The 24,248-nt window shown below is 41.5% G+C and carries 19 protein-coding genes; 4 read left to right on the top strand and 15 right to left on the bottom strand.

Annotated elements, in window-relative coordinates:
* Nucleotides 1–56: 56 nt before the first annotated feature.
* The 3 genes from QZ169_RS03915 to QZ169_RS03905 all read left to right on the top strand — a co-directional run bounded on the left by QZ169_RS03915 (nucleotide 57) and on the right by QZ169_RS03905 (nucleotide 3,030).
* Nucleotides 57–992 carry an FAD:protein FMN transferase gene (locus QZ169_RS03915; RefSeq protein WP_295505011.1) on the top strand — a complete coding sequence of 312 codons (936 nt, stop codon included), beginning with the start codon at nucleotides 57–59 and terminating at the stop codon, nucleotides 990–992.
* Between the two features lie 170 nt (nucleotides 993–1,162).
* On the top strand, nucleotides 1,163–1,768 hold the full coding sequence (locus tag QZ169_RS03910; RefSeq protein ID WP_002900396.1) for an NADPH-dependent FMN reductase: 606 nt from the start codon (nucleotides 1,163–1,165) through the stop codon (nucleotides 1,766–1,768).
* 17 nt (nucleotides 1,769–1,785) lie between these two features.
* Entirely contained in the window at nucleotides 1,786–3,030 is a 1,245-nt protein-coding gene (locus QZ169_RS03905; protein WP_295505010.1) for an NAD(P)H-dependent oxidoreductase, read from the top strand.
* A 51-nt stretch (nucleotides 3,031–3,081) separates the two neighbouring features.
* Here QZ169_RS03905 and sdbB read toward each other — a convergent pair whose 3' ends face one another.
* From sdbB to brnQ, 9 genes are all read right to left on the bottom strand, one after another.
* Nucleotides 3,082–3,657 (bottom strand): thiol-disulfide oxidoreductase-associated lipoprotein SdbB, encoded by a 576-nt coding sequence (gene sdbB / locus QZ169_RS03900; RefSeq protein ID WP_295505009.1) that lies wholly within the window; start codon nucleotides 3,655–3,657, stop codon nucleotides 3,082–3,084.
* A 16-nt stretch (nucleotides 3,658–3,673) separates the two neighbouring features.
* Nucleotides 3,674–4,381, bottom strand: a complete 708-nt coding sequence (gene ccdA2 / locus QZ169_RS03895; protein WP_049542437.1) for a thiol-disulfide oxidoreductase-associated membrane protein CcdA2 — start codon at nucleotides 4,379–4,381, stop codon at nucleotides 3,674–3,676.
* Nucleotides 4,382–4,603: 222 nt separating this feature from the next.
* Nucleotides 4,604–6,307 carry a sensor histidine kinase gene (locus tag QZ169_RS03890; protein WP_295505008.1) on the bottom strand — a complete coding sequence of 568 codons (1,704 nt, stop codon included), beginning with the start codon at nucleotides 6,305–6,307 and terminating at the stop codon, nucleotides 4,604–4,606.
* Nucleotides 6,304–7,038, bottom strand: coding sequence for a response regulator (locus QZ169_RS03885; protein WP_295505007.1), 735 nt, complete (start codon nucleotides 7,036–7,038; stop codon nucleotides 6,304–6,306). The genes QZ169_RS03890 and QZ169_RS03885 overlap by 4 nt, the downstream gene beginning before the upstream one ends.
* A 59-nt stretch (nucleotides 7,039–7,097) precedes the next feature.
* Nucleotides 7,098–8,207, bottom strand: a complete 1,110-nt coding sequence (msrB, locus tag QZ169_RS03880) for a peptide-methionine (R)-S-oxide reductase MsrB (protein ID WP_295505006.1) — start codon at nucleotides 8,205–8,207, stop codon at nucleotides 7,098–7,100.
* Between the two features lie 15 nt (nucleotides 8,208–8,222).
* On the bottom strand, nucleotides 8,223–8,786 hold the full coding sequence (locus QZ169_RS03875) for a redoxin family protein (protein WP_295505005.1): 564 nt from the start codon (nucleotides 8,784–8,786) through the stop codon (nucleotides 8,223–8,225).
* Nucleotides 8,787–8,856: 70 nt separating this feature from the next.
* Entirely contained in the window at nucleotides 8,857–9,177 is a 321-nt protein-coding gene (locus QZ169_RS03870) for a hypothetical protein (RefSeq protein ID WP_295505004.1), read from the bottom strand.
* 27 nt (nucleotides 9,178–9,204) lie between these two features.
* Nucleotides 9,205–9,915 (bottom strand): thiol-disulfide oxidoreductase-associated membrane protein CcdA2, encoded by a 711-nt coding sequence (gene ccdA2, locus QZ169_RS03865; protein ID WP_002900406.1) that lies wholly within the window; start codon nucleotides 9,913–9,915, stop codon nucleotides 9,205–9,207.
* 157 nt (nucleotides 9,916–10,072) lie between these two features.
* Nucleotides 10,073–11,401, bottom strand: coding sequence for a branched-chain amino acid transport system II carrier protein (brnQ, locus tag QZ169_RS03860; protein ID WP_295505003.1), 1,329 nt, complete (start codon nucleotides 11,399–11,401; stop codon nucleotides 10,073–10,075).
* 377 nt (nucleotides 11,402–11,778) lie between these two features.
* Here brnQ and QZ169_RS03855 point away from each other — a divergent pair, with 377 nt between their 5' ends.
* Nucleotides 11,779–12,933 (top strand): low temperature requirement protein A, encoded by a 1,155-nt coding sequence (locus QZ169_RS03855; RefSeq protein ID WP_295505002.1) that lies wholly within the window; start codon nucleotides 11,779–11,781, stop codon nucleotides 12,931–12,933.
* A 48-nt stretch (nucleotides 12,934–12,981) separates the two neighbouring features.
* Here the strand turns inward: QZ169_RS03855 and QZ169_RS03850 are convergent, their stop codons facing one another.
* From QZ169_RS03850 to rplJ, 6 genes are all read right to left on the bottom strand, one after another.
* The gene (locus tag QZ169_RS03850) at nucleotides 12,982–13,536 is read right to left on the bottom strand and encodes a GNAT family N-acetyltransferase (RefSeq protein ID WP_295505001.1); all 555 of its coding nucleotides are present in this window, start codon (nucleotides 13,534–13,536) and stop codon (nucleotides 12,982–12,984) included.
* A 56-nt stretch (nucleotides 13,537–13,592) separates the two neighbouring features.
* A complete protein-coding gene (locus QZ169_RS03845; RefSeq protein ID WP_295505000.1) occupies nucleotides 13,593–15,371 on the bottom strand; it encodes an ABC transporter ATP-binding protein in 1,779 nt (592 codons plus the stop codon).
* A 13-nt stretch (nucleotides 15,372–15,384) separates the two neighbouring features.
* Entirely contained in the window at nucleotides 15,385–17,121 is a 1,737-nt protein-coding gene (locus tag QZ169_RS03840) for an ABC transporter ATP-binding protein (protein ID WP_295504999.1), read from the bottom strand.
* A gap of 369 nt (nucleotides 17,122–17,490) precedes the next feature.
* Nucleotides 17,491–23,235: a ZmpA/ZmpB/ZmpC family metallo-endopeptidase gene (locus QZ169_RS03835; protein ID WP_295504998.1), complete on the bottom strand. Its 5,745-nt coding sequence runs from the start codon at nucleotides 23,233–23,235 to the stop codon at nucleotides 17,491–17,493.
* A gap of 286 nt (nucleotides 23,236–23,521) precedes the next feature.
* Nucleotides 23,522–23,890, bottom strand: a complete 369-nt coding sequence (gene rplL / locus QZ169_RS03830) for a 50S ribosomal protein L7/L12 (RefSeq protein ID WP_002895571.1) — start codon at nucleotides 23,888–23,890, stop codon at nucleotides 23,522–23,524.
* 72 nt (nucleotides 23,891–23,962) lie between these two features.
* Nucleotides 23,963–24,248, bottom strand: a 286-nt coding sequence (rplJ, locus tag QZ169_RS03825) for a 50S ribosomal protein L10 (protein ID WP_295504997.1), incomplete at its 5' end; no start/stop codon positions are given.

Genomic DNA, 24,248 nt, shown 5'->3' with positions numbered 1-24,248 from the left:
GTATCTTTTTGATATAATAAGGTCAGAGAGGTTAATTTTAGAAAGGTTGTGATAATGTGGACTTCACTTCTCGCTCGCTTCATTTGATGGGGAGTACAATTTGTCTCTCTCTCTATCATGAGCGAGCGGAAATACTATTAGATGAGGCGGTCCAACTGCTTCATGTCTATAAAAATCGCTTCAGTGCCAATGATGAAGACTCTGAACTTATGACTATCAACCATTTGGCAGGAGTTAAAAGCGTCTCAGTTCATCCAGAGCTTTTTGAGCTGATTGAGCTGGGAAAATATCACAGCCTAGCAGAAGGCAGCCACTTAAATATCACGATTGGCCCTCTCGTCCAGACCTGGCGGATAGGATTTTCAGATGCTCGTCTCCCAAGTACGGAGGAGATTCAGCAAGCTCTAATTCTGACTGACCCAAACTTACTTGAGTTGAATCCAGAAGATTGTAGTGTTTTTTTAACAAAGAAAGGCATGAAGCTGGATCTAGGCGCCTTGGCTAAAGGCTATATCGCTGATAAGATTAAGGACTTTTTGCTGAGTCAGGGAGTGACTTCTGCTCTTATCAATCTTGGTGGCAATGTTCTGACGATTGGGCAAAATGCAGTCAGCCAGCGCGCCTGGCGGATTGGCATCCAAAATCCCAAGCTGTTACGCGGCAATCACTCAGCTATACTAGCCGTCACCAATCAGTCAGTGGTCACATCAGGAATCTACGAGCGAACCCTTACAGTTGAGGGGCAGAACTACCATCACATTCTGGATCGCAAAACAGGCTATCCTATCGAAAATCAATTAGCTAGTCTGACCATTGTTTCAGACAAGTCCGTAGATGGCGAAATCTGGACAACTCGCCTATTTGGTGAAAGTCCGACATCAATTCTGTCACAGATTGAACAGCAAACAGGGATTGAAGCCTTGATTATCACCCAAGACAGTCAACTCTTCTGTAGCTCAGGCCTTTTAGAGCAGATAATTCCTGCTTCTTAATTTTCAAATGTGATAAATTTGCTACAACACTAAGCGGTAACTCTATCGCTCTAGCTTTTATAAACATGCCCATTTAAAAACACCCTCTCTTTCTTCTGGTTTTTATCTGCCTAAAGAAAAATAAATGCACACATGAGGGTTTTGTATCTTAATTTCAGAAAGGAAATTTTATGTTAAAACTTATTGCAATTGTTGGAACAAATTCTAAGCGTTCTACAAACCGGCAACTTCTTCAATATATGTCTAAGCACTTCGCTGACAAGGCTGAAATCGAGCTGGTTGAGATTAAAGATATCCCGATGTTTAATAAACCTGCTGACAGAAATGTCCCTGAGTTGGTATCAGAAATTGCCGAAAAAATTGATGCTGCGGATGGCGTACTTATCGGCACACCTGAATACGACCATTCTATCCCAGCTGTACTCATGAATGCTCTGGCTTGGCTTTCTTATGGTATTTATCCACTGCTGAACAAGCCGGTCATGATCACTGGTGCTTCTTATGGTACACTTGGCTCCTCTCGTGCCCAGCTGCAGCTCCGTCAAATTTTGAACGCTCCAGAAATCAAGGCAACTGTTCTTCCAGATGAGTTCTTGCTTTCACATTCTCTTCAAGCTTTTGATCAAAGCGGAGACTTGGTAGATCTTGACGTTGTCAAAAAATTGGATGCTATCTTTGATGACTTCCGTATCTTTGTCAAAATCACTGAAAAATTGCGCAACGCACAAGAATTGCTTCGCAAAGATGCTGAAGAATTTAACTGGGAAAAATTGTAAGATAGGAGACCGAAAGAATGAAATTTGTTGGAATTGTAGGATCAAACTACGAACAATCATATAACCGAAAATTATTGGAATTCATCCGTCGTCAGTTCAAAATTAAATTTGAATTGGAAGTCTTAGAAATCGATGAAGTCCCAATGTTTAACCAAGATGAAAAATGGGATGAAAGCTTCCAATTGCGGTATTTGTATAACAAAATCACACGTGCAGACGGTGTCATCATCGCAACCCCTGAGCACAATCATACTATCAGCGCTCCTTTGAAGAGTGTCTTAGAATGGCTCTCTTATGAGGTTCATCCTTTCGAAAGCAAGCCTGTCATGATTGTCGGTGCTTCTTACTACGACCAAGGAACATCTCGCGCTCAAGTTCACCTGCGTAAAATCCTAGATGCTCCTGGCGTCAATGCTTATACCCTTCCAGGCAATGAGTTCTTGCTGGGCAAAGCCAAGGAAGCTTTTGACAATGATGGCAATATCACTAACGAAGGAACTGTGAATTTCCTTGAAACATGCTTAGATAACTTTATCAAATATGTAGAGGTCGTTTCAAAATTGAAAAAACCAAAACCAATTGAACCTGAAGACTTAGACTGCGGAAAGCCAATCGCTACGACAATTACAGAAGTTGATCCAGATGATCCAGAATGGGTGGAAAAAGTCGCTGAAATCACTGGCGCTGTTTCAGGTGATACTTATGTCAAACTTGACCATGGTATCTTGACCGTTAATCAAATTGATATGTTCTTGAAAGCTATGCCATTTGAATTGACATACGCTGACGATAACAACCAATTCCTCTACTACAACAACGCTCACCAAGACCCAGACACTATGTTTGCCAAACGTGTGCCACCTCAATCAGGTAGCCGCATGTCAACTGTTCACGGCTCTCTTCCACCAGCTCGGATGAAAAATGTAGAGTGGGTTATCGGAACACTTCGCAACGGAAACCAAGAATACGTTCGTACAATCGTCCCTGGTTCACCTGCAGGAGTTATCAATACCCACAACTACCAAGCTATGTACTATCCAGACGGATCATACGCAGGTATCAATGAAATCGTCTTTAATTTCCAACCATGGCTCGACTGGTACTTAAAAGAAACTGGTAAACGTTTGGTTGGAGGCAGCGGACCATTTGCTCCTGCCGGAGGTCATGGAGACGCAGACGCTACTTCTGGTGCTTCTGATGCTGGAGGCGATGGAGGTCATGGAGACGGAGGAGCTGATGCAACATCAGGTGCTAGTGCTTAATTACCTTACAAACTAAAAAAGAATGGATCATAAGTCCATTCTTTTTTCGCTTTATTTCATTTCCTTGAAAGCTGCTTCTGCATCAGCATTACTGATAGCTCCAAACTGGATTTTACCGATTTTCCCTTGACTGTCAATGAGGATTTCAGTCGGGATACTGCGGATCTGATAGGCTTGGAAAATTTCTCCTGAAGTGTCAAATAGAACTGGTACATCTTTATAACCTTGTTCTTGAAACCATTTTGGAAATTCCTCGACAGATTTCTCTCCTTGGAGGCCTGGTGCTACAACTGTCAAGATTTCAAAATCACGATCTGTTTTACCAGCTAATTCGACCAATTCTGGCATACTCTTCTTACAAGGTCCACACCAAGAAGCCCAGAATTTTAGATAAACTTTCTTGCCTTTGTAGTCAGAAAGTTTGACTGTTTTTCCATCCATAGACTGCAAAGTAAAGTCAGGCGCCTCTTGACCGACAGCTGCTTGGGCGACTGTACTTGTCTGAGCAACTTCGCTAGATGAACTACTGGTTGTAGGCATAGTCATAGGCTTCTCTTCCTGTTCTGAGCAGGCTGCCAAAAAGGCTACAGCTGACACAGTTGCTAATAATGTAACGAATTTTTTCATATTTCTTTCTCTCCTTTTATCCAAAAAGTCCAGACAGGGCATTAAGCTGTCCTAACATCAGCAGAATTCCCATCAGAATAATCAGGGCTCCGCCAATTTTCTTCATCAGGCCCATATAAGGCTTGATTTTATTAAAATACTGCATAACAAAGCTTGATGCCAAAGCTAGAATTAAGAAAGGCAGAGCCATTCCCAAAGTGTAAATCAAGGTCAAAATTGCTCCCTGAAAAGCACCATTTCCACCCGAAGCTGCTAAAGCCAGGACTGAGCTGAGAATCGGACCGATGCAGGGAGTCCAACCAAAGCTAAAGGTAATCCCCAGTAAGAAAGCAGACCAAAAATGATGCTTCTGACCGTTCTTTTTGAAAGTCAAACTCTTTTGAATCTGTAACTGACGAATATTAATAAGCTCCATCTGATGCAGACCTAGCAGAATGATGAGGCCACCCATCACATAACGAAAGGTCGAACTGTAAATAATAGTTCCTAAAAATCCAGCTCCAAAGCCAAGCAAAAAGAAGACCGTTGAGATGCCTGCAATGAAAAAGAGCGTTCTAACCATGCCTTGCCAAGCAAGCTCCCGTCCAAATACTTTCAGGGTCTTGCCCTCCTTGTCATCCAATAAAATGCCAATATAAACCGGCAATAAGGGAAAAATACAAGGGGAAAAGAAGGACAAAATACCCGCTAAAAAAACTGAAACAAAAAATAAAGGTGATTCCATTTACTCTCCTCTAACTACTTACGTAGAATATACATTCACTTATCATTATAAATGAATCTTATAGATTTTTCACAAATCCGCTACGGTAATTTTCTTGCAAGCGTGATGAGAGTAGAAAGAGAGAAAAATTCGCCTGATGAACAGCAATAATAGTACATTTTTTCAAACAGTAAAAAGCCGGAGAAAATCCTACCGGCTTGAATATTTTAAAACTTAATAGACCTAATCATCTGTAACTAGCGGTAAATAAAGACTAATCTGGGTAAATTTATCTTGTTCGGACTGGATTTCCATATGGTAGTCGTCTCCGAACTGCAATCTTAAGCGTTGATCAACATTTTTCAGACCGACACCACCTAAGCGAAGGAGAGTCGCATCCATAGAGGCGTTGACATCAAAGCCTCGGCCGTTATCATAGATAGACAGTACCAGCTGCCCCTCTTCTACTACTGATGTCACCCGAATCATGCCCTGTCTGTCAATTTCCTTTATTCCATGGTAGATGGCATTTTCAACCAAAGGCTGAAGTACCAGCTTGGGCAGTTTATAATCAGCTATGGATTGATCCTCTTCAATCGCATACTGGAGCTTGTCACCATAGCGCTGCTTCTGGATAAAGAGATACTGACGAACGTGGTCAATCTCATCTCTAAGAGCAATCTGTTCGTGCCCTTGATTAAGCGCCAAACGGAAATACTGAGCGAGTGATTTTGTTACCTCAACAACACGCTTGCTGTCATTAAACTCAGCCATCCATACAATGGTATCCAAGGTATTATAAAGGAAGTGGGGGTTGATTTGAGCTGAGAGAGCTCGGAGCTCATAGCGTCGGACATTTTGTTCTTCAGTCTTGACAGCTTCCATTAGTTGTTCAATTTGGTCCAACATTTTATTGAATTGCTGAGCCAAGTCAACCAACTCTGGAGAACCCTTTGCTTCTGCCCGAAGGTTTGAGTCGCCCGAGCCAATCTTCAGAATGACAGCCTGCAGATTCTGCAGAGGCTTAATCCACAAACGCAGGACAAACCAAATACCAGTCAAGCACATCAGGAGTGCTAAAACTCCCATTCCTACAAAAGAATAAAGCATCTGTGACTGAAGCATCTGCAATTGCTCCAATGAGGCAACACCAATTAGAGTCCAGTCGCTGTCCGCGATATCAATCTGGTAGACAAACGCCTGTTTCTGGTCTGCGTAACCGTCCTTGACCGAGATATAGGGCTGCATAGCTTTCATTTCCTGACTGGATGAATAAACACTTTTCTTGGGATGATAGACAAATTCATGCTGGCTGTTGACAATAAAGCTAAAACCCTTCTTCCCTAGCTGAAGCCGATCCAGATAGGCTTTGAGACTGTTATAGCCGATATCCAGACGCAAAACACCGAGATTCTGCCCTGCTTCATCCACCACTTCCTGAGTGACGGAAACAACCCACTTCTCCTTCTCTGATGATAGAGACTCCTTGCGAGCAGGAGTCAAGACAGGCATGGCTCTGGTACGGACAGCTTCCTGATACCATTTTTCATTCATCATATCAGAGGATGTCTGCATACTTATTTGAGTATCTGTCGAGACCACGCGCCCGTCCTTGGTAACCAATACTGCCGACACCAAATCCGGATCTGTTTCAATGATGGTTTTCATCAAAGTCTGAACGGATGTTTCACTACTTTCTTGATTCTGAGCAAATTTACGAATCGTTTCTTCCTTGCTTAGTGTGGAGGTGGTTTGTTTTAATTTCTGCAAATAGGAAGCAATGAACTGCCCACTTTGCTCCATGCTATTACGCGTAGTTCGCTCTGTCAGCTGTCGAATAGTCCCCGAGCTAGTCTGATAGTAAAGACTCCCAACAAATCCCAAGAGCAAAAGAACCAGCAGAAAAATATAGACAATCAACTGGATAAGAAGCGGATATCGTTTCATTTCTCCTCTCCTTTTTTAAACTGCCGAGGTGTCAGCCCAACCACCTGCTTGAAGCGCTGAGAAAAATAGTTCATATCTTCAAAACCTACTTGCTCTGCTATTTCATAAATCTTCAAATCTGTAGTTAGGAGTAAGAGTTTTGCTTTTTTCATCCGCTCTTGAATCAAATAATCTTGAAAGGGCAAGCCTAGTTCTTTTTTGATTAAAACGCTGAGATAAGAGGGACTGAAACCCAGCTGGGAAGCCAAACTCTTCAGGCTTAATTCTGAATCTGCTAGACGCTCGTGAATAGCCTCTTCCAACTCAGAACGCTGCCCCTGATCGACCAAGTTTTGAATCTGGGCTTTTTTGCGTTCTTTATCAAGCTTGGTCTGCACCTTGGCCAACATTTCCTCAACATCATCCTTGGAAAAAGGCTTTAGCAGATAGTCATCAGCACCTAGCTTAATGGCCGTCCGAGCATAGTCAAAATCATCATAGCCCGTCAGAAAAACGATATGGCAAGTAGGAACCTGATCTCTGACTAGCTTGGCCAGTTCGAGGCCGTTCATCTGTGGCATATTGATATCGGTTAGCAGGATGTCAGCAGGATTTTCCTGAAATTTCTGCCAAGCTTCTCTTCCATTTTCAGCCTGGGCAATAACTTGCATACCAAACTGTTCATAGTCTACCAAGGACGCAATTCCCTGTCTTACCAGATACTCATCCTCTACAATCATAATTGAATACACAAGATTCAACTCCTTATTTATACTGGATTTATTATAGCAAATTTTCAATCAAAATGCTCTTAAATATAATCCAAAAGATAACCGTAGCCCTTCTCCTCCATCTCAGCTTTTGGAATGAACTTAATTGACAGACTATTGATGCAATAGCGCAAGCCGCCCTTGTCCTTAGGACCGTCTGTGAAAACATGACCCAGATGGGAATTTCCAACCCGACTGCGAACTTCCGTCCGTGTCATATTGAAACTCTTGTCTTCTTTGTAAGTCGCTACATCTGGACTGATAGGACGGGTGAAACTTGGCCAACCGCAGCCAGAGTCAAACTTATCCTTTGATGAAAAGAGAGGCTCTCCCGTCACCACATCCACATAGATACCAACATCGAACTTATCCCAATAGCGGTTAGAAAAAGCTCGCTCTGTATCATTCTTTTGTGTGACAGAATATTCTTCTGGCGAGAGCTTGGACTTAATCTCTTCATCGCTAGGTTTAGGATAGCGACTAGCTTCGATAACTGGGTAAGCAGCTTGATTGACATCAATATGGCAATATCCATTAGGATTCTTCTTCAGGTAATCCTGATGATAATCTTCTGCTTTGATAAAGTTTTTCAGAGCTTCTTTTTCAACAGCTAAAGGTTTATCATATTTCTTAGCAACCTCATCAAAGACCTGATTAATAGTCTCAAGATCAGCTTCGTTCTTATAATAAACACCTGTCCGATACTGGGTACCCTGGTCATTTCCCTGCTTGTTTTTAGAAGTTGGATCAATGATGCGGAAATAGTGAAGCAGAATTTCTTTTAGCGAAATTTTCTTGGCATTGTAAGTGATGTGAACAGTCTCAGCGTGACCAGTTTGAGAGACCAATTCATACTTGGTCGTGTCTCCCTTACCATTTGCATAGCCTGATACTGCATCAATTACACCTGGCACACGAGAAAAGTACTCTTCTACTCCCCAAAAACAGCCGCCAGCCAGATAAATCTCCCGCTTATCTTCTTCCTTGACGTCTTCTTGCTTTTGTTTGGCTACCGCTTCTGTCTTGCTCATAGAGGCTTTCTTGATCTGCTCAGGAGACGTTTGCTTACCATTTCCCATAATCACATAGACCAGTCCAAAGCAGACAAGCAAACCAAGCATAACCAGAAGAATCTTCCATTTGCCTTCCATGTTCATTACTCCTTTCTACTTGATTTCTTTCAATGTTTTCTCAATATCTTCCTTGCTCATGTAGCCAATATGTGTCTTGGCAAGAGAACCGTCGCTTCCTACGAATAGAGCAGAGGGATAAGAGCGAATACTGTATTCTTTCAGCAATTCTCCCTTGGTATCCATGAGAACTGGGAAGTCTTTATAATCCAAAGACTTGTACCATTCCTTGAAATCATAGGCAGACTTTTCTCCGTTAAAAGTCGGAGACACCACCGATAGGACAACATAATCTTTTCCTGACTGCTCCTTAGCCAAATCATTGGTATCTCCAAGTGTAGATAGACAGATTGAGCACCAAGAAGCCCAAAACTTTAGATAGACTTTCTTGCCTTTGAAATCAGACAGCTTGTAGGTCTTGCCATCTACTCCTTGCAGACTAAAGTCCTTGGCCATCTTGGTAGATTGCTCAGAATCAGCTTTTGTTTGCATATTGCTTTTATCACTTTTAGAAACTTCCGAGTTTATCTTCTGATTTGAACAGGCTCCCAAAAAGCCGACACAAAGCAGACTGACTGTCAATATCGATAACTTCTTCATCGTTTTCTTTCCTTTCAAAATAAGGAGAAAGCCGACAAAACTGACGACTTTCTTTCCTATGGTGGAATTCTTATTTGTCAGATGACATTTCGGATGAATCTTTCATGTCATCCTTCATGCTTGAATCACTTGATTTCATATCATCTTTCATATCAGACTTATTGTCGGACATCATAGAAGAATCCTTCATATCATCCTTTTTCATTTTATCATCAGACATGCTGGAGTCTTTCATATCCTCCTTCTTCATGTCGTCTTTTTTCATAACGTCTTTCTTCATCATGCTGCTGTCATCCATCTTCTTCATATCAGAATCTGATTTTTGATTAGAGCAGGCAGCTAGGACAAAGATACTAAGTGCAGCGATTGTAAGTGTAGTGATTTTTTTCATGATGTGTCTCCTTTAATTATATAATTTTTATCCAAATAATGATGCTAAAACGTTTAGATTTCCAAGCATTAGCAAAATTCCCATGAGAATAATGAGTGCACCGCCGATTTTCTTAAGCGTTCCCATATAAGGTTTGAGTTTCGCAAAGCGCTGTAATACCCAGCCAGAAGCCAAAGCCATGGCTAGAAAAGGAAGGGCTAATCCAAGTGTATAAACCAACATAAGCAAGCCTCCCTGAAGAGCGCCGTTGCCTCCAGAAGCAGCAATTGCTAAAACAGAACTCAGAACAGGTCCCACACAGGGCGTCCAACCAAAGCTAAAGGTGATACCCAAGAGAAAAGCGTTAAGAAAATCACTTCTTTTACTATTCTTTTTAAGTTGGATGCTCTTTTGCTTTTGCAGCTGCTGGATATTAATGATTCCCATCTGGTGGATTCCCAGTAGAATGACAATCCCGCCCAGAACATAGCGAAACCAAGGGGCATAGAGGACTTGCCCCAAAGCACCAGCTCCGTAGCCCAAAACTAAGAATACAGTTGATAAGCCAGCTATAAAGCAGAGCGTCTTAGCTAGACCATACCAGGAAATGTCTTTTCCCATAAACCGAACCGTTTTCGGCTGATCCGAATCCAGCAAAATCCCCACATAGACTGGCATAAGCGGTAAAATACAGGGCGAGAAAAAAGATAGAATCCCCGCCAGAAAAACAGAAATAAAGAACAAAAAACTTGTTGCCATTTCAAAAACCTCTCTATCAATTTCTGACTCTAGTATAAAATAAAAATCCCCCTAAAAATAGGGAGATTGATTTGAAAAAACTTGAATTTGATGTTATATTGCTTGAGATTTCTGGATTTAGCAAAAACATCCACCACATTGTGGCGGATGTTATCTATTAGCTCTCCATCTCAAAACGCTCACTCTTCTGCTTGTTAGGCAAAAAGAGAGAAAGTAGGATTCCAACTAGAGCCGGCACCAACCAAGGCAAAGAAGCCTGAGCAAATGGAAGGGCATTTACAATATCACTTATCCTAGTGATATGGAACTGCTGCCCAAGAATGCCCGCAAAGGAAATCAGAGTCACTGCTGCTACCGTCAATTGCATACCGATTTTGGATAGTGGCAAGAATTTATTGACAATGACAATCAGTACGATAACAATGGTAATTGGATAGAGAATTTGCAAGACTGGAACAGAATATTGAATAATAGCATTAAGCCCAAGATTAGCAATTGCAAACCCAATCAAAGTAAAGACCGTTGCGTACACTTTATAAGATACCTTAGGGAAAGTTTTATGGAAGAATTCCCCAGTCGATACAATAAGTCCTGCTGTTGTCGTAAAGCAAGTCACAGTAACCATAGCTGCAAGGAAAATCTGTGCTGTAGATCCAAAGATAGCCTGTGTCGCCTGCGATAGGACATAAACACCTGGATTGCCTTTGGCAATAATCTCAGCTGGAATTGGGAAATGATTGCCCAGAAAAGCCAAACCGATATACATAGCGCTAAAACCCAACGCTACCATCAAACCAACAACCCAGATGGTTGAAACATATTCCTTTTTATTCTTGAAACCTAGCTGGTTAAGAGTTGTTACTGCGATTACGCTGAAGGCCACGGAAGCCAAGGCATCCAAAGTGTTATAACCTTCCAAGAAGCCCTGTCCAAAAGCTGACGCTAAATAAGCTTCCGAAGCCTGCCGAGGTGTCGTTGTTCCGTATTTCAAAGCTCCTAGAATGACTAAGATAATAATCAAAACTGCAAAGACAGGCGTCAGAATACGTCCAATCCGATCCAAAATCTTAGATGGATTCAAAGAAATCAGATAAGCCGCCGCAAAGTAAAGTGTCGTGAAAACAATCAATCCGATACCTGTCATATTTTTAGACAGCATAGGAGCGATACCAACTTCATAGGCCACTGTCGCAGTCCGCGGGATAGCAAAGAAGGGCCCAATGGAGAGATAGAGGGCAACAAGATAGACAATAGCAAACCAAGGTGCAATCTTCTTAGAAATCTCATAGATATATCCCTTAGGATTGAGAGTTCCGATAATCAAAGTCAGCACAGCAAGCCCAACTCCAGACAGGACAAATCCTGCAATAGCTGGCCAAAAATGCTGGCCAGATAATGTTCCAAGTGAAGGCGGGAAAATCAAATTCCCAGCACCGAAAAATATTCCAAATAAGAGCAAGCCTGTTAAGCCACCTTTTTTAATCACGGGAATCTCCTTTAATTTTTTTCATGCTTTATCAGTATATACGGAAATAGCCCGATACGCAAGACTTTTGAATTTTTCAGAATATTAATTCAAATCAAAAGGCTATATCTGATTTAAATCGAATTATCTATCCAGAATTTTGGGCAAAATCCTCATTTATCCACAGATTTTTTGTGAATTTTGAGTGATTTAAGACTAAATAAAATTTTTCGTTTTAAATCGCAAGGTATTTTCTATAACTCACCTCCTTACCTGCCTTTCTTGCGTGGCTCCTTTATGTTATACTAAGAGAAGAAAAGTTAGAAAGAGCTTACATATCTCTTTGTCTATTTTATGTTGACTTCGCTTGCTTTCCCTAATTATTTATAGGAGGATCTATGTCCAAGATTGTTTCGAAACGCGTATCCAACTACGAACTCTTTTTTGACTTATCCTTTGTCTTAGCGATTAGTCAGATGACTTCTGCCATCCATATCGAGCCTTTGAACTGGCAGCAAATTGTAGCCTTTATCACTATCAACATTGTCATGATTAGCATTTGGAGTAATGAAGCTTATTACTATAACAAATACGGCGACTCGCGCATGATTGACATTTACTCAGTAATTTTTCTCATGCTCTGGGTAGGAAATCTGGCTCTCAACATCAATTTTGATTTAGATATCCTTGCCAATAACCAGCTTACTGTTATCGCCTTTAATTGTTTTCTAATACTAGCTTACCTGACCATTGCCCTCCAATATTATCTCAAGGGACTAAAACTAGGATTTAATCGGGTCATGAAGTTTCATATCAGCTTCTTGCTTATCTATTCTATCGCCCTTCTACCTCTTGCAACTACTCTGATTCCTTTTTCCCTTTCTGTTTTTCCAGTCTACTATCTTCCTCTGATTTTGCCCCTTTTTTTCAGAAAAGAACTCTTCACAGACCGCTTCAATTTCGCTCACTTTCTGGAGCGCAAGCAGCTTTTTACAATTCTGACTTTTGGCGAATCCGTTGTTACAATTATCCGCACCTATCCCCTTACTCACTATCCTTTGGAGGGTGTTGTCTTCTTTCTCGGTTTAGGTTTTCTCTTTGTTTTTTATATTGTCCAGACCTTTATCAATGTTAATCACCATCAAAATGCTTCACCGCTTCTGCTTCACTATGCTCATCTGATTATCATACTGAGCCTCATGTTTCTTACTCTTGGTCTCCAGTTCATTGCCAATAAAGCCCATCATGAATTAGGCACTTATTTCTTTATCTTTTCCATTCTGGCCTTTTTCATCGGGACTTTAGCAACTTCTTGGTACAATCACGACTTCTACCAAATTGATAAAAAGCTGATTGGTCAGTACTCTCTTATCTTATTTATTTCTTGCTTCTTTTTCTATATCCTGCGCCAAAATCTTTTTCTGCTAGGCCTGTCCTTAGTCATTTCGACTTTTTTGATGCAGCAAACCGGTATGCGCTACCGACGCTTAATGCGCGAGAAATACAATATTGTACATCCTGATCCTAAACAAAATAAAAGAGATTTTTCATAGTAAAAAGGTTGAGACATCTTATCTCAACCTTTTTGAAATTGCTTGTTTTTAAACATCGCTAAATCTTCGGTACTTAATTTCGAATTCAAAGAAGTTCTTCTCTTGCAGCATATGGAAAATATCTCGATAAGCCTCCTCATCAAAATGGTCTCCCAAATACAGGATTTCAAAGCTTAATCCTTCATATTCCAGAAAGGCATTAGTCGTTCGAAAGCCGTTACGCTTATAGAAGTCCATACGTGCTTGACGTTGCTCTAGATTGTCACATTCCTCATCGACACGTTCCACTTCTAGAACCATGGTTTTTTGATAAAACTCTGTCAGTTTATGAATAATTTCTCCCCCATAGCCATGGCTGCGAAGGTGCGGCATAATCGCAAAGAAGCTGACATAGAACATTTTTTCGTTATAGACTGCAAAAGCAAAACCAACAAATTCTTCCTCATTGTAGAAGGCAAAGAAATGAGACCGTTTATCATTAGTATAGCGGAGAAATTCACTGATAGGAACTCTCTCTTCTTCAGGAAAAGCCTCGCGGTTTAAGGCCTCAACCTTATCTAAATCGGGAAATTCTGCTGTAATAATTTGACTTGTTAAAGACATTGCTACCTCACTTTGCTTAATATTCTAGCAGTTGTCAAAAAATTTAGCAAGCATTATCAAGCTTCTTCCGCCTTTTTAGAAAATTGGCTCTGATAGAGGTCATAATAAAATCCTTTATCAGCCAAGAGACTCTCATGGTTTCCTTGCTCGATAATCTGACCATCCTTGAGCACCAAAATCTTATCCGCTTCCTGAATGGTCGACAGCCGGTGTGCGATGACAAAACTGGTCCGTCCCTGCATAAGTGTCTTCATGGCCTTTTGAATCAAGAGCTCCAGCCGTGTATCGACAGATGAGGTCGCTTCATCCAAAATCAAAATCTTAGGATTGGCCAAAAGAGCCCTCGCAATCGTGAGCAACTGCTTCTGACCTAGCGAGATATTGCTGGATTCTTGGTTCATTTCCATATTGTAGCCGCCTGGCAAGGTCCGAATAAAGTGGTCCACATTAGCTGCCTTGGCCGCTTCTACAATTTCTTCATCAGTGGCTTGCAGATTGCCAAAGCGAAGATTTTCCTTGATAGTCCCCTCATAAAGCCAGGCATCCTGCAGCACCATACCGAACTGTTTTCGGTAGTCCTGACGAGACAAATGGCGTATGTCATGACCATCCACAGTAATCGCACCTTTGGTCACATCGTAGAAACGCATGAGCAGGTTAATCAGCGTGGTTTTACCAGCACCAGTCGGACCGACAATAGCCACCATTTCTCCTGGTTTGACTTCCAGATTGAAATTCCGAATGAGCGGTTTGTCTGCCACATACTGGAAGTCCACATCCTTGAAGCTAACCTGACCTGTCAGATCTTGATCCAGCTTTTCTGTCTCATCATTGACTTCATCTGCTTCATCCAGCACTTGGAAAATCCGGTCTAAAGAAGACTTGGCACTCTGCAGCTGACCTGCTAACTGAGTCAGGTTTTGAATGGGCTGGTTAATCTGCCAGACGTACTGAACAAAAGCTTGCATATTTCCGACTGTCAATCGTCCTGCAATAACCTGAAGACCGCCCAGCAGAGCCAGCAAGAGGTAGGTCAGATCTGAAATAACATTCAAAACAGGCATCATCAAACCAGAGATAAAGCTGGCTTTAAAACCTACTTTCTGCAGATTTTGCGTAATTTGACGAAAATCCTCCTGGGAGCTTTCTTCTCTGACATAGAGCTTCAAAATATTAAAGCCTGTCAAATTCTCCTGAACAAAGCCATTCATAGCTCCCAATGCATCTGCCTGCTGTTTAAAGTACGGCTGGGATTTCTTTACGATAAAGCGAGCACTGAGGTAGGTAATCGGAATCGAAACTACCACAATGATACCCAACTGCAGATTGAGTACCAATACCATGACGATAACCAAGATCAGAGTAAAGACTGCGTTTATAACCTGCAGAAAGGACTGCTGCAAGGCATTGGAAACAGCTTCGACATCGCTGGTAAAACGCCCCAGCAAGTCACCAAACTGGTGCTTATCAAAGTAAGAAACGGGGATGCGATTAATCTTATGACTAAGTTCATCTCGCAAGTCACGAATGGTAGCCTGCACTGCATTGGTCATAAAGTAATTAGAATAGTAAGAACCGATTTCATAAAAAATTGCCCGCACAAAATACAAGACCATGACCCAGCCAACATAGGACACATTAATCTGGGCACCAGCCACACCTTTAGCCATATCCAGCAAATTATTTGTCAGTTCAGTAATGGCTAGACCTAAGACAAAGGGCTCGACGACACTCATAACGACGCTGAGGATTTTGAGGAAGATCGCAAAGGCGACTGCAAATTTATAAACTTTTAGATAGCTCCACAGGCGAGCAAAACTAGATGTGTTTTTCATATCAGTCTCCTTTCTATTCCTCTGCCAAAGATTGATTTTTCAGCTGCGAATCCGCAATTTCACGATAGATATCGTTGGTTTCCATTAGTTCTTCATGCTTCCCGCGTCCAACGATTTCGCCCTGATCCAGAACGATAATCTGGTCAGCGTCCATGATGGTTCCCACTCGCTGGGCTACAATCAGCACTGTTGCCTGACCTGTCACTTCCTTGAGGCGACGACGAAGCACCGCATCTGTCTTATAATCCAGAGCAGAAAAAGAGTCATCAAAGATATAAATATCCGGCTTTTTGACCACCGCTCGGGCGATAGAGAGCCGTTGCTTCTGCCCTCCGGATAAATTGCTTCCTCCCTCAGCCAGATGAGTCTCAAAACGCTCTTCCCGACTCTCGATAAAGTCCTTGGCTTGAGCAACCTCAGCCGCCTGACTCAGCTCTTCCTGACTAGCCTCTTCCTTTCCGTAGCGCAGGTTCGCTGCGATAGTTCCGGTAAATAGCAAAGCCTTCTGCGGAATAAAGCCAATCTTCTGACGAAGAGCTTTCAGATTGTATTCACGGACGTCCACACCGTCCACTAAAATCTTACCTAGTGTTACATCGTAAAAGCGAGGAATCAGCTGCACCAGTGTAGATTTACCAGAACCAGTTGAACCGATAAAGGCAATAGTCTCACCAGGCTTAGCTTTGAAGGAAATATTATGCAGTACAGGACTCTCTGTCTCACCTGGATAAGCGAAAGTTACATTGTCGAACTCCAGATAACCCTGTGTATCTGTCTCGGTTATACCATCTTGATTAGGATTAATTGAAATGGGCATGTCCATGACTTCCTTGAGCCGCTGGCTCGATACCGCCGTCCGAGGATACATGGTAAAGAGATTGGCCAAGAAGAGGAAGGACAGCAGCGCGTGAAAGCTATATTCGATAAAGGCAACAAGATTCCCGATTTCAAGACTTCCATCCCGCAAAGGATCTAGGGCAAACCAGACAATGGCCACAATCATCGCAATAATAATCTGCACAAAGAGCGGCTCTGTCAGACCAGTCAGCTTAAAGAGCTTATTGGAGTTTTGCGCGTAGACCTCATTTTCGTCAGCAAAACGCTTCTCTTGAAATTCCTCTCTTGCAAAAGCTCGAATAACGCGCAGACCAGTCAAATTTTCCCTCACATACTGATTAATCTTATCAAGGGTCTTCTGCTGCTTTTCAGACAAGGGCTTAGTTTTAACCGCCACATAAATGACCACAACAGCCAAGAAGGGCACTGAAACAGCTACAATCCAGGCCAGAGACGGACTGGTCAAGAAAATCATGAGAATACTAGACAGCATCATCATGGGAGTAATGACACCCATTTTCAGGGTTTGCTCTGCAAACTGCATGAGTACAAAAGCATCCGAGGTCAAGCGCGTGACTAAAGAGGATACACCGATTTGCTCATACTCATGATGAGAATACTCTTGAAGCTTAGCATAGAGATCATTGCGCATGTCCTGCACCATGGTCGTCGTTAGCTTCCCTGCCGCATAAGCCAGAACGATTCGCCCCAGCACTCCTAAGATAATAACGCCAAACATCACCCAAGCCCAGAAAAAGAGCCGATCTGTCTGCTTAGGATTGATTCCCTCATCAATCATCCGAGCCAGCACCGTTGGCAGACCTAGATTGACGATTACAAAAAAGATTGCCGCAACAAAGTCCAAGACCAACCACTTAGGATATCTCTTCAAATAAGACCAAATGTATAACATAACTCCTCCTTCACCATCTATTCAAAAATAACTCACTCTAAAGCACCCAAGTGCTTTCTAAACACAGAAAAGAGCGCGCAAATGCACGCTTTACTATAGATATTATAACAAAAATATGAAAGCGGGTAAAGGTTATTGGGGACTTTTTTCCTGTCTAGTATCAGCCTCATAACTGACTGTCAGCAACAAACTGCCTGAAAGCAGACCAGCAACTGTTTTAATTGCTTGACTTATATAGAAAAACAAACCTAGTTTTCACTAGGTTCGTCATTTCTTATCTGCAAGAAAGTCTGAATTTAAGAGTAATTCAAGCTCTGCCCTATCATTTCAGACTTGTAACTTTGCAGACCATTTGACTGCTCAAACCAATCACTTCTGGTTTTCAAAGATTGATTTTTTGAAATCATTGGTCTGATCGAGGTAGGCTTTGAAGACTGCTTTTTTCAGCTTATGCACAGCGCTGTCATGTTCTGGTTTATAGCCGCTCCAAGAATACCAATTGTCATTTGCATCTTTGAGAACTGCTTCATCCATCAATGCCTGCAACTCTCCCACGGTACTAATGGTCTTAGTAGCATAACTTGTCCATGGTTGTCTTGTATCATCAAATGTGACCTTGTTCAGGCTGTCGAACTTGTTTTTACGTTCTTCATACATAGCTTTCTTAAACTCTGTCCAATTATTAAACTGACCATTGAAGACCTTGCGTAAAACCAAGTCATCAGTTACCAGACCTCTGGTCTTACCATAGATACTGATTGTTTTCCCGTTTTGCTTAGCATCATCTTCATACTGATTAGAGATATAAGGGACCATACCATCTTTGAAGCCTTTGGCTGCCAGAAGCTCATAAGCCATACGCCTTCCCATAAGATCTCCAGGAGTTCCTTTTTCACTGCTTAATGCCGAATAAATCGGAGAGAAGAGTTTAATTGTATGGTAGCCATTTCTTTCTACATCACCATTTTTGTACTCACGCGCTGAAAGAATATTGTTTTCAATCAGACTGTCGAATGAGTTTATTTTCTGCGCATCCGCCATTGTAATATTTTTTATCACATTGGTTGCGTAAACATCATTTCCATCAGCATCTCGGACATATTTATTCTCGACTTTTCTCAGAGCGTTTACTTTCTGCACATCGGACAGACGGTTCACGATTGACATCCCTTCTAGGTACTCCAACATATAAATGACATCAAACATATTGTGAACATAGTTTTTCAAATCATCCGCATCTTGGAATCGTTCAGTTGGATCCAGGACTTGCAAACGAGATTTTTCAGTCGCATCGTTCTTGTCATATTTGAGAATTGAGTTGACCGTGATTGTCGCATCATCTGGATGGTCCGGTGCTTGCAACAAGCCCTTGGCGAAGAATTCTGGACCCAGTCCACTTCTTCTTCCATATCCACCCAAATAGATCTCATTATCAGAATCATGCGTCATTTCATGGGTATAGGTAATGGCTCCGTCCTTATCCAGCATGCGATAGCCCATATAGTAAACACCGTCCCCAGTAGCATAAGCTCCATGCTTGTTGTGTACAACCTTGTTTCCAACAGGTCCAAAGAAGTACTTCATAGCTGGATTAGAACTGTCAAATTGCGCCTCTGCTGTAGCTTTGCCAACAGTAGTGTCATCACCGAACTTATAGGCATCATAGAGCAAGATATTTCGATAGAGCTTTTCACGCCCCTTCTCGTCTAATATTCTATACCAATAATCATAATGGTCGCGTTGACGTTTTGCGGTTTCTTGGGCATTATCCTCAACAAACTTATTGAGTTCTGCCCCTGCTCTGTGCTCATTATTTCTATATCTGTCATAAGCACCAAAACCAAGACTAGATATAGTCGAGATGACAAAGACAGATCTTTCAGGCATTGTCAGCAAAGGTAGAACCATATTTCGGTATTTCCAAGTGTCGCTGGTAATTCGATCATACACCCCGATTGAATACTTGCTGCCAGCCTGCTCTTGTTTGACCCTCACCTCATCAATAGCTGATTTTTCTTCAACGATATAAGCCTTGGTTTGCTCTTTGAACCATTGATTATTTGTTTTGTTTGGTAAAAATACCTCTCGATAATTGGCAAGCGTGCTGAACAAATCTTTTGTTGCATTATTGTTTGCAAGGCTGATGCTATAGGCATCTACGTTGTTCTTGGCTAGAAGATTGTTAAAGCCAGATTTACCTAATTCAATGATTGTATCTAGAGGTGATACGTTGCCCTTACCAAAGAAATCCATGTGGTACATGACTAAGTCTTTGATATTCACGTCACCATAGTTAAAGTTGTACCAGCGTTCTAAATAGGTCAAACCTAGAAGCAAGGCTTCCTTATTGCGTTTGATTTTATCTACGACGTAACCATTAATCGTTTGATTTTCGCTGGCAATGACTGCATCGTCAGACAACAGTTTTTCCAGTGTATTTGCTAGATTTTCCTTGGTTTTGGCAAACTGCTCTTCTAAGTATAATTCCGTCAGTGAAACTCCTGAAGAAATACCTAGGGTGTTTCTGATAGACTCTGACTGATAATCGACCGCTTTCAAATCAGGCAAAACTTCATTGATGATCGAACTATGACTATGCAAGAATTGATTTGGCGTATAGATGAGATCAGTATCGCCAACACGGTATTCTGCTAACTTACTAAAGTCAGATTGGTAGGTAATATCTAGTGTTTCAGATGAATGATCCTTATAGTGCAGCAAGAGCTTATTAGCCGCCTCTTTATGCGAAGCAATATCTGTAATTACTTCATTATCCTTCATCATGACTGCAGATAAGACTTCTTTTTCAAACAAAGCGCTATCTTCTTTTACCAGATTACCGTATTTGACAATGGTTGCCTTATTATAAAACGGCAGTAATTTTTCGATATTCTTATACGCTAATGCTCGACTGGCTTGATAGTCTTCAACCTTAGAAAAATCACTTTCTTTATTGCTGCTAGTCAGCAAATTTTCGACAGTCGGTACATTAAGAGAGTTGATTTCAGATTTCTTACTTGCGATTTGAGAAGCATCAAGGATTGTTCCTCTCTCTTCGAGAGATTCCTTAGTTACAACCTCATCCTTTTCAAGAGTCACTTTGTAGACTCTGTTCTCCTTGTTGCTATATGAGTCAGTTATCCTCATTCCTCGATAGTGATAGCCACTAATCGCATTTCCGTTCATAACATTGACATCGCTAAGAACATTATGCAATCTTCCAGCGTGTCTCTCTTCGCTAGAATCTCTATCCCATAAGTAGCCAGCTATACCAGCAACGCTTCCAAAGCGCTTCACATTATTAATGTTGCCCTCAGCGTAACTATTGCTGATAAGCGCATCTTTCTCGACAAGACCTGCAAGGCCGCCGACAGTTTGGTTTGTACTATCCGCATTTGACGAGATGGCAATCGTAGCTTTTGACTTGTCAACTACTGCATTGATCCCAGTAAGTTGACCTACTAATCCTCCAATATTGTATGGTGACCTCGTTTCATAGGAGTTAACAATTCTTCCCTTGAAACTGCTATTGGTAATCTTAGAATTATATGCCCTCCACACCAAGCCACCAATACCTCGTTCACCAGCCAGAACACCGTCTACATGGACATTGTTAATCCTTGTTGCATTATTGGCTTCATTTGCAAGGGCCCCAATTTCAGATTTCCCTGAGATATTTACATCTTTAAGAGCCAGATTTTCTACAGTAGCAGCGCTCAAAGTGTCAAATAAAGGCTTCTTCAAATTATAAATAGCATAATTTTTTCCGTCTTTGCTGCCAATCAGCTTACCAGTAAATCTGCCCTTTATATAACTGCTAGAGCCATTTTCTAGTTCGACCTCATTGGCATTCAGACTAGCACCTAAATAATAGGTTCCACCAAGATTATTATTTATAGCTTGAACCAAGTTACTAAAGGAAGTGAAGTTTGTGACTTCTCTCTCTGCCTTTTTAGCTAGATAGAAAGTAAAATTGTCCTCGTACTTATTGTCGACGTCCTGTTTTAATTTTTCAGCACTTGCTGTAATTTTATAAACCGGCTGACCATCTTTCGTGCTATCAACTATTGAAGAAATCGGCAAGAAAACATCTTTAAACTTAGAAGATTTGACCTTCACAAAATAATTGTCTTGATTTCTTGGAATGGCATCCAGAGAAACGTGTTGTTTGTATTTTCCGTCAGATAGACTATACAATTCCAGTTCAGATACATTTCTCAATTCAATATGCTTTTCAGGTTCTTGCTTCTGCTCTTTCGGCTCTTGAGCTTTTTCAGCAGGATTTTCTGCTTCTGGAGCTGCTGGTTCGATGTTTCCAGTATACTCTTGCGGAGGCTCTACCTGCTCAGGCTCAACTATGGCTCCTGCTTGGACATCTGTATACTCTGGTAGTGGAGCGACCTGCTCAGGTGCCACTACAGCTCCTGCTTGGACTCCTGTGTACTCCGGCAATGAAGTCACTTGCTCGGGTGCCACTACTGCTCCTGATTGAACACCTGTATATTCTGGTAATGAAGACACTTGTTCAGGCTCAACTACTACACCTGCTTGGGTTCCTGTGTATTCAGGTAATGAAGACACTTGTTCAGGCTCAACTATGGCTCCTGCTTGCGTTCCTGTATATTCAAGTAATGGAGTCGCTTGTTCGGGTGCCACTACTACACCTGCTTGAGTTCCCGTATACTCTGGCAATGGAGTCACTTGCGCAGGTTCGACTATCGCACCGGATTGGGTTCCTGTATACTCTAGCAATGAAGAAACTTGTTCAGGTTCTACGATTGCTCCTGCTTGAGTTCCCGTATACTCTGGTAAGGGAGTCACTTGCGCAGGTTCGACTACCGCACCTGCCTGAGTTCCTGTGTATTCTGGTAATGATGTAACTTGCTCGGGTTCAACAATTGCTCCTGATTGGACACCTCCAATCTCCGGTTCAATTTGTTCAGGCTCAACTATGGCTCCAGATAATGTACCTGTATACTCAGGTAATGAAGCAACCTGCTCAGGCTCAACGATTGCGCCGGCTTGGACGCCTGTGTACTCTGGTAAGGGAGCAACTTGCTCGGGTGCCACTAAGTTAGAAGCTACTGGTTTTTCGCTAGGCGCTTCAAGCTTTTTAGTCCCTTTTTCCACTATTTTAGGAGTCGCTTCCTCTATTTTTGTCGAAAGAACCTCTCTAGAAACTTCCGCATTATCTACAGTAAAAATTCGAACGACTTCGATTTTACGGCCTGGTTCGCCTTCTTGTTTTACTCTTACAGTACCTTCAGGTAAATCCGGATTTTCTTGTATTTGTTCTCCAAAGGCTATCTCAGTTTCAATAGACGTTTCTTTGTATAATAGTTCTGGTTTAGCTACTCGGCCAGACAAGACTTCATCTTGGGGCTCAATTGTATTGACACCAAGAGTTTGATTTTTCAGCCCATTCTTATCAAAAGAAACTGAATAATCTAGCTTCTCATTTTGGTTTAAAGTCTCTTTATTTAGATTAGCATTCTGCTGATTATCAAGAATCTTATTGTCTAATAATTTTTTAATTGATTCATCTTTTATGTAGCCAACATAGGTATAGCCCGAGATCTCACCCGGTGACGGCAGACTTTCCCCAGCCGACACTTGATATTCGGCATTATACTGCAGCAAGATCCCATTTTCCAACGCATCGACGGATAGTATCAAACCTCCTCCGACACCAGCACCCACCAAAACAGTCAATAGGAACTTGCTTTTAACCTTTCTTTTCGACACAACAAAAACAACCAATCCTATCGTCGTTAACAGACCAGCCGTCATCATAGTATTGGAATTGTTATCATCGCCTGTATTCGGTAAGGTTTTTGCTCCAGTATTTGAGTTTAACCTGTAGACAAGATAGTAAGTCTCCTCGTTGCCTTCTGACATTTTAGGAAATCCACTTACAATCAACTCCTTTTCTTGCGGAGTTATTTCAGTATCTGTCACGTATTTATAGTGAACATTCAACTTTTCCTGCGCTTGAACAGAGTCAACCCCAACGATAGACACAAAAAACAAACTAGAAATAGCAGCCGAAACAAGCCCGACAGCTAATTTCCTAAAAGCAAAACGAGTTTGCTTCTCCCCAAAAAACTTTTTCATAAAATCCCTTTCAAATTATTCTAAAAAGAATAACAAATCCTTTAAACCAGAGAACGAGCAACAGTAAGCCATTGCTTCCATTCATCTGAATCTCCCTAACAAAAATCTGCTAATCTACAATCTCATATAACTTTTATCTTATTCATAATATCTCCTAAATCGCAATAATCTGTCTAAATTATATCATAGAATCCTATTTTTTGTTAGCGTTTTAACATAAAAATGATTTTTGGATACAAAAAACCAAGTCTTTCGACTTGGTTGATTTCTATGATTGGAAACTCTATTATTTAAGAGTAACTGAAGCTCCAGCTTCTTCCAATTTAGCTTTAAGTTCTTCAGCTTCTGCTGCAGCAACGCCTTCTTTGATAACGTTTGGTGCACCATCAACGAGTTCTTTAGCTTCTTTAAGGCCAAGACCAGTGATTTCGCGTACAACTTTGATAACGCCGACTTTCTTGTCACCAGCTGCAGTCAATTCAACGTCAAATGAATCTTTAGCAGCGGCAGCTTCACCAGCACCAGCAGCAGCTACAGCTACAGGAGCAGCTGCAGTTACACCAAATTCTTCTTCGATAGCTTTTACAAGGTCGTTCAATTCAAGGATTGAAGCTTCTTTAATTTCAGCAATAATGTTTTCAATGTTCAATGCCATTGTTATTTCCTCCAAATAATTTTTAAATTTATAATATTTTTTCGTAGCTAGGCTACGCTACGTAGCTTAAGATTAAGCTGCGTCTTCTTTGTTGTCTGCAACTGCTTTGACAGCAAGTGCAACGTTGCGAACTGGCGCTTGAAGTACAGAAAGGAGCATAGAAAGAAGTCCTTCGCGGTTTGGAAGAGTTGCAAGCGCAAGAATCTCTTCTTTTGATGCGACAGCGCCTTCGATTGCACCACCTTTGATTTCAAGTGCATCAGCGTTCTTAGCAAAGTCGTTCAAGATTCTCGCTGGAGCAACAACATCTTCGTTAGAAAATGCTACTGCAGATGGTCCAACAAAAACAGATGCCAGG

The organism is uncultured Streptococcus sp. (genome assembly GCF_905372115.1).
Classification (GTDB): Bacteria; Bacillota; Bacilli; order Lactobacillales; family Streptococcaceae; genus Streptococcus.
This window is presented reverse-complemented; position numbering and strand designations above follow the sequence as displayed.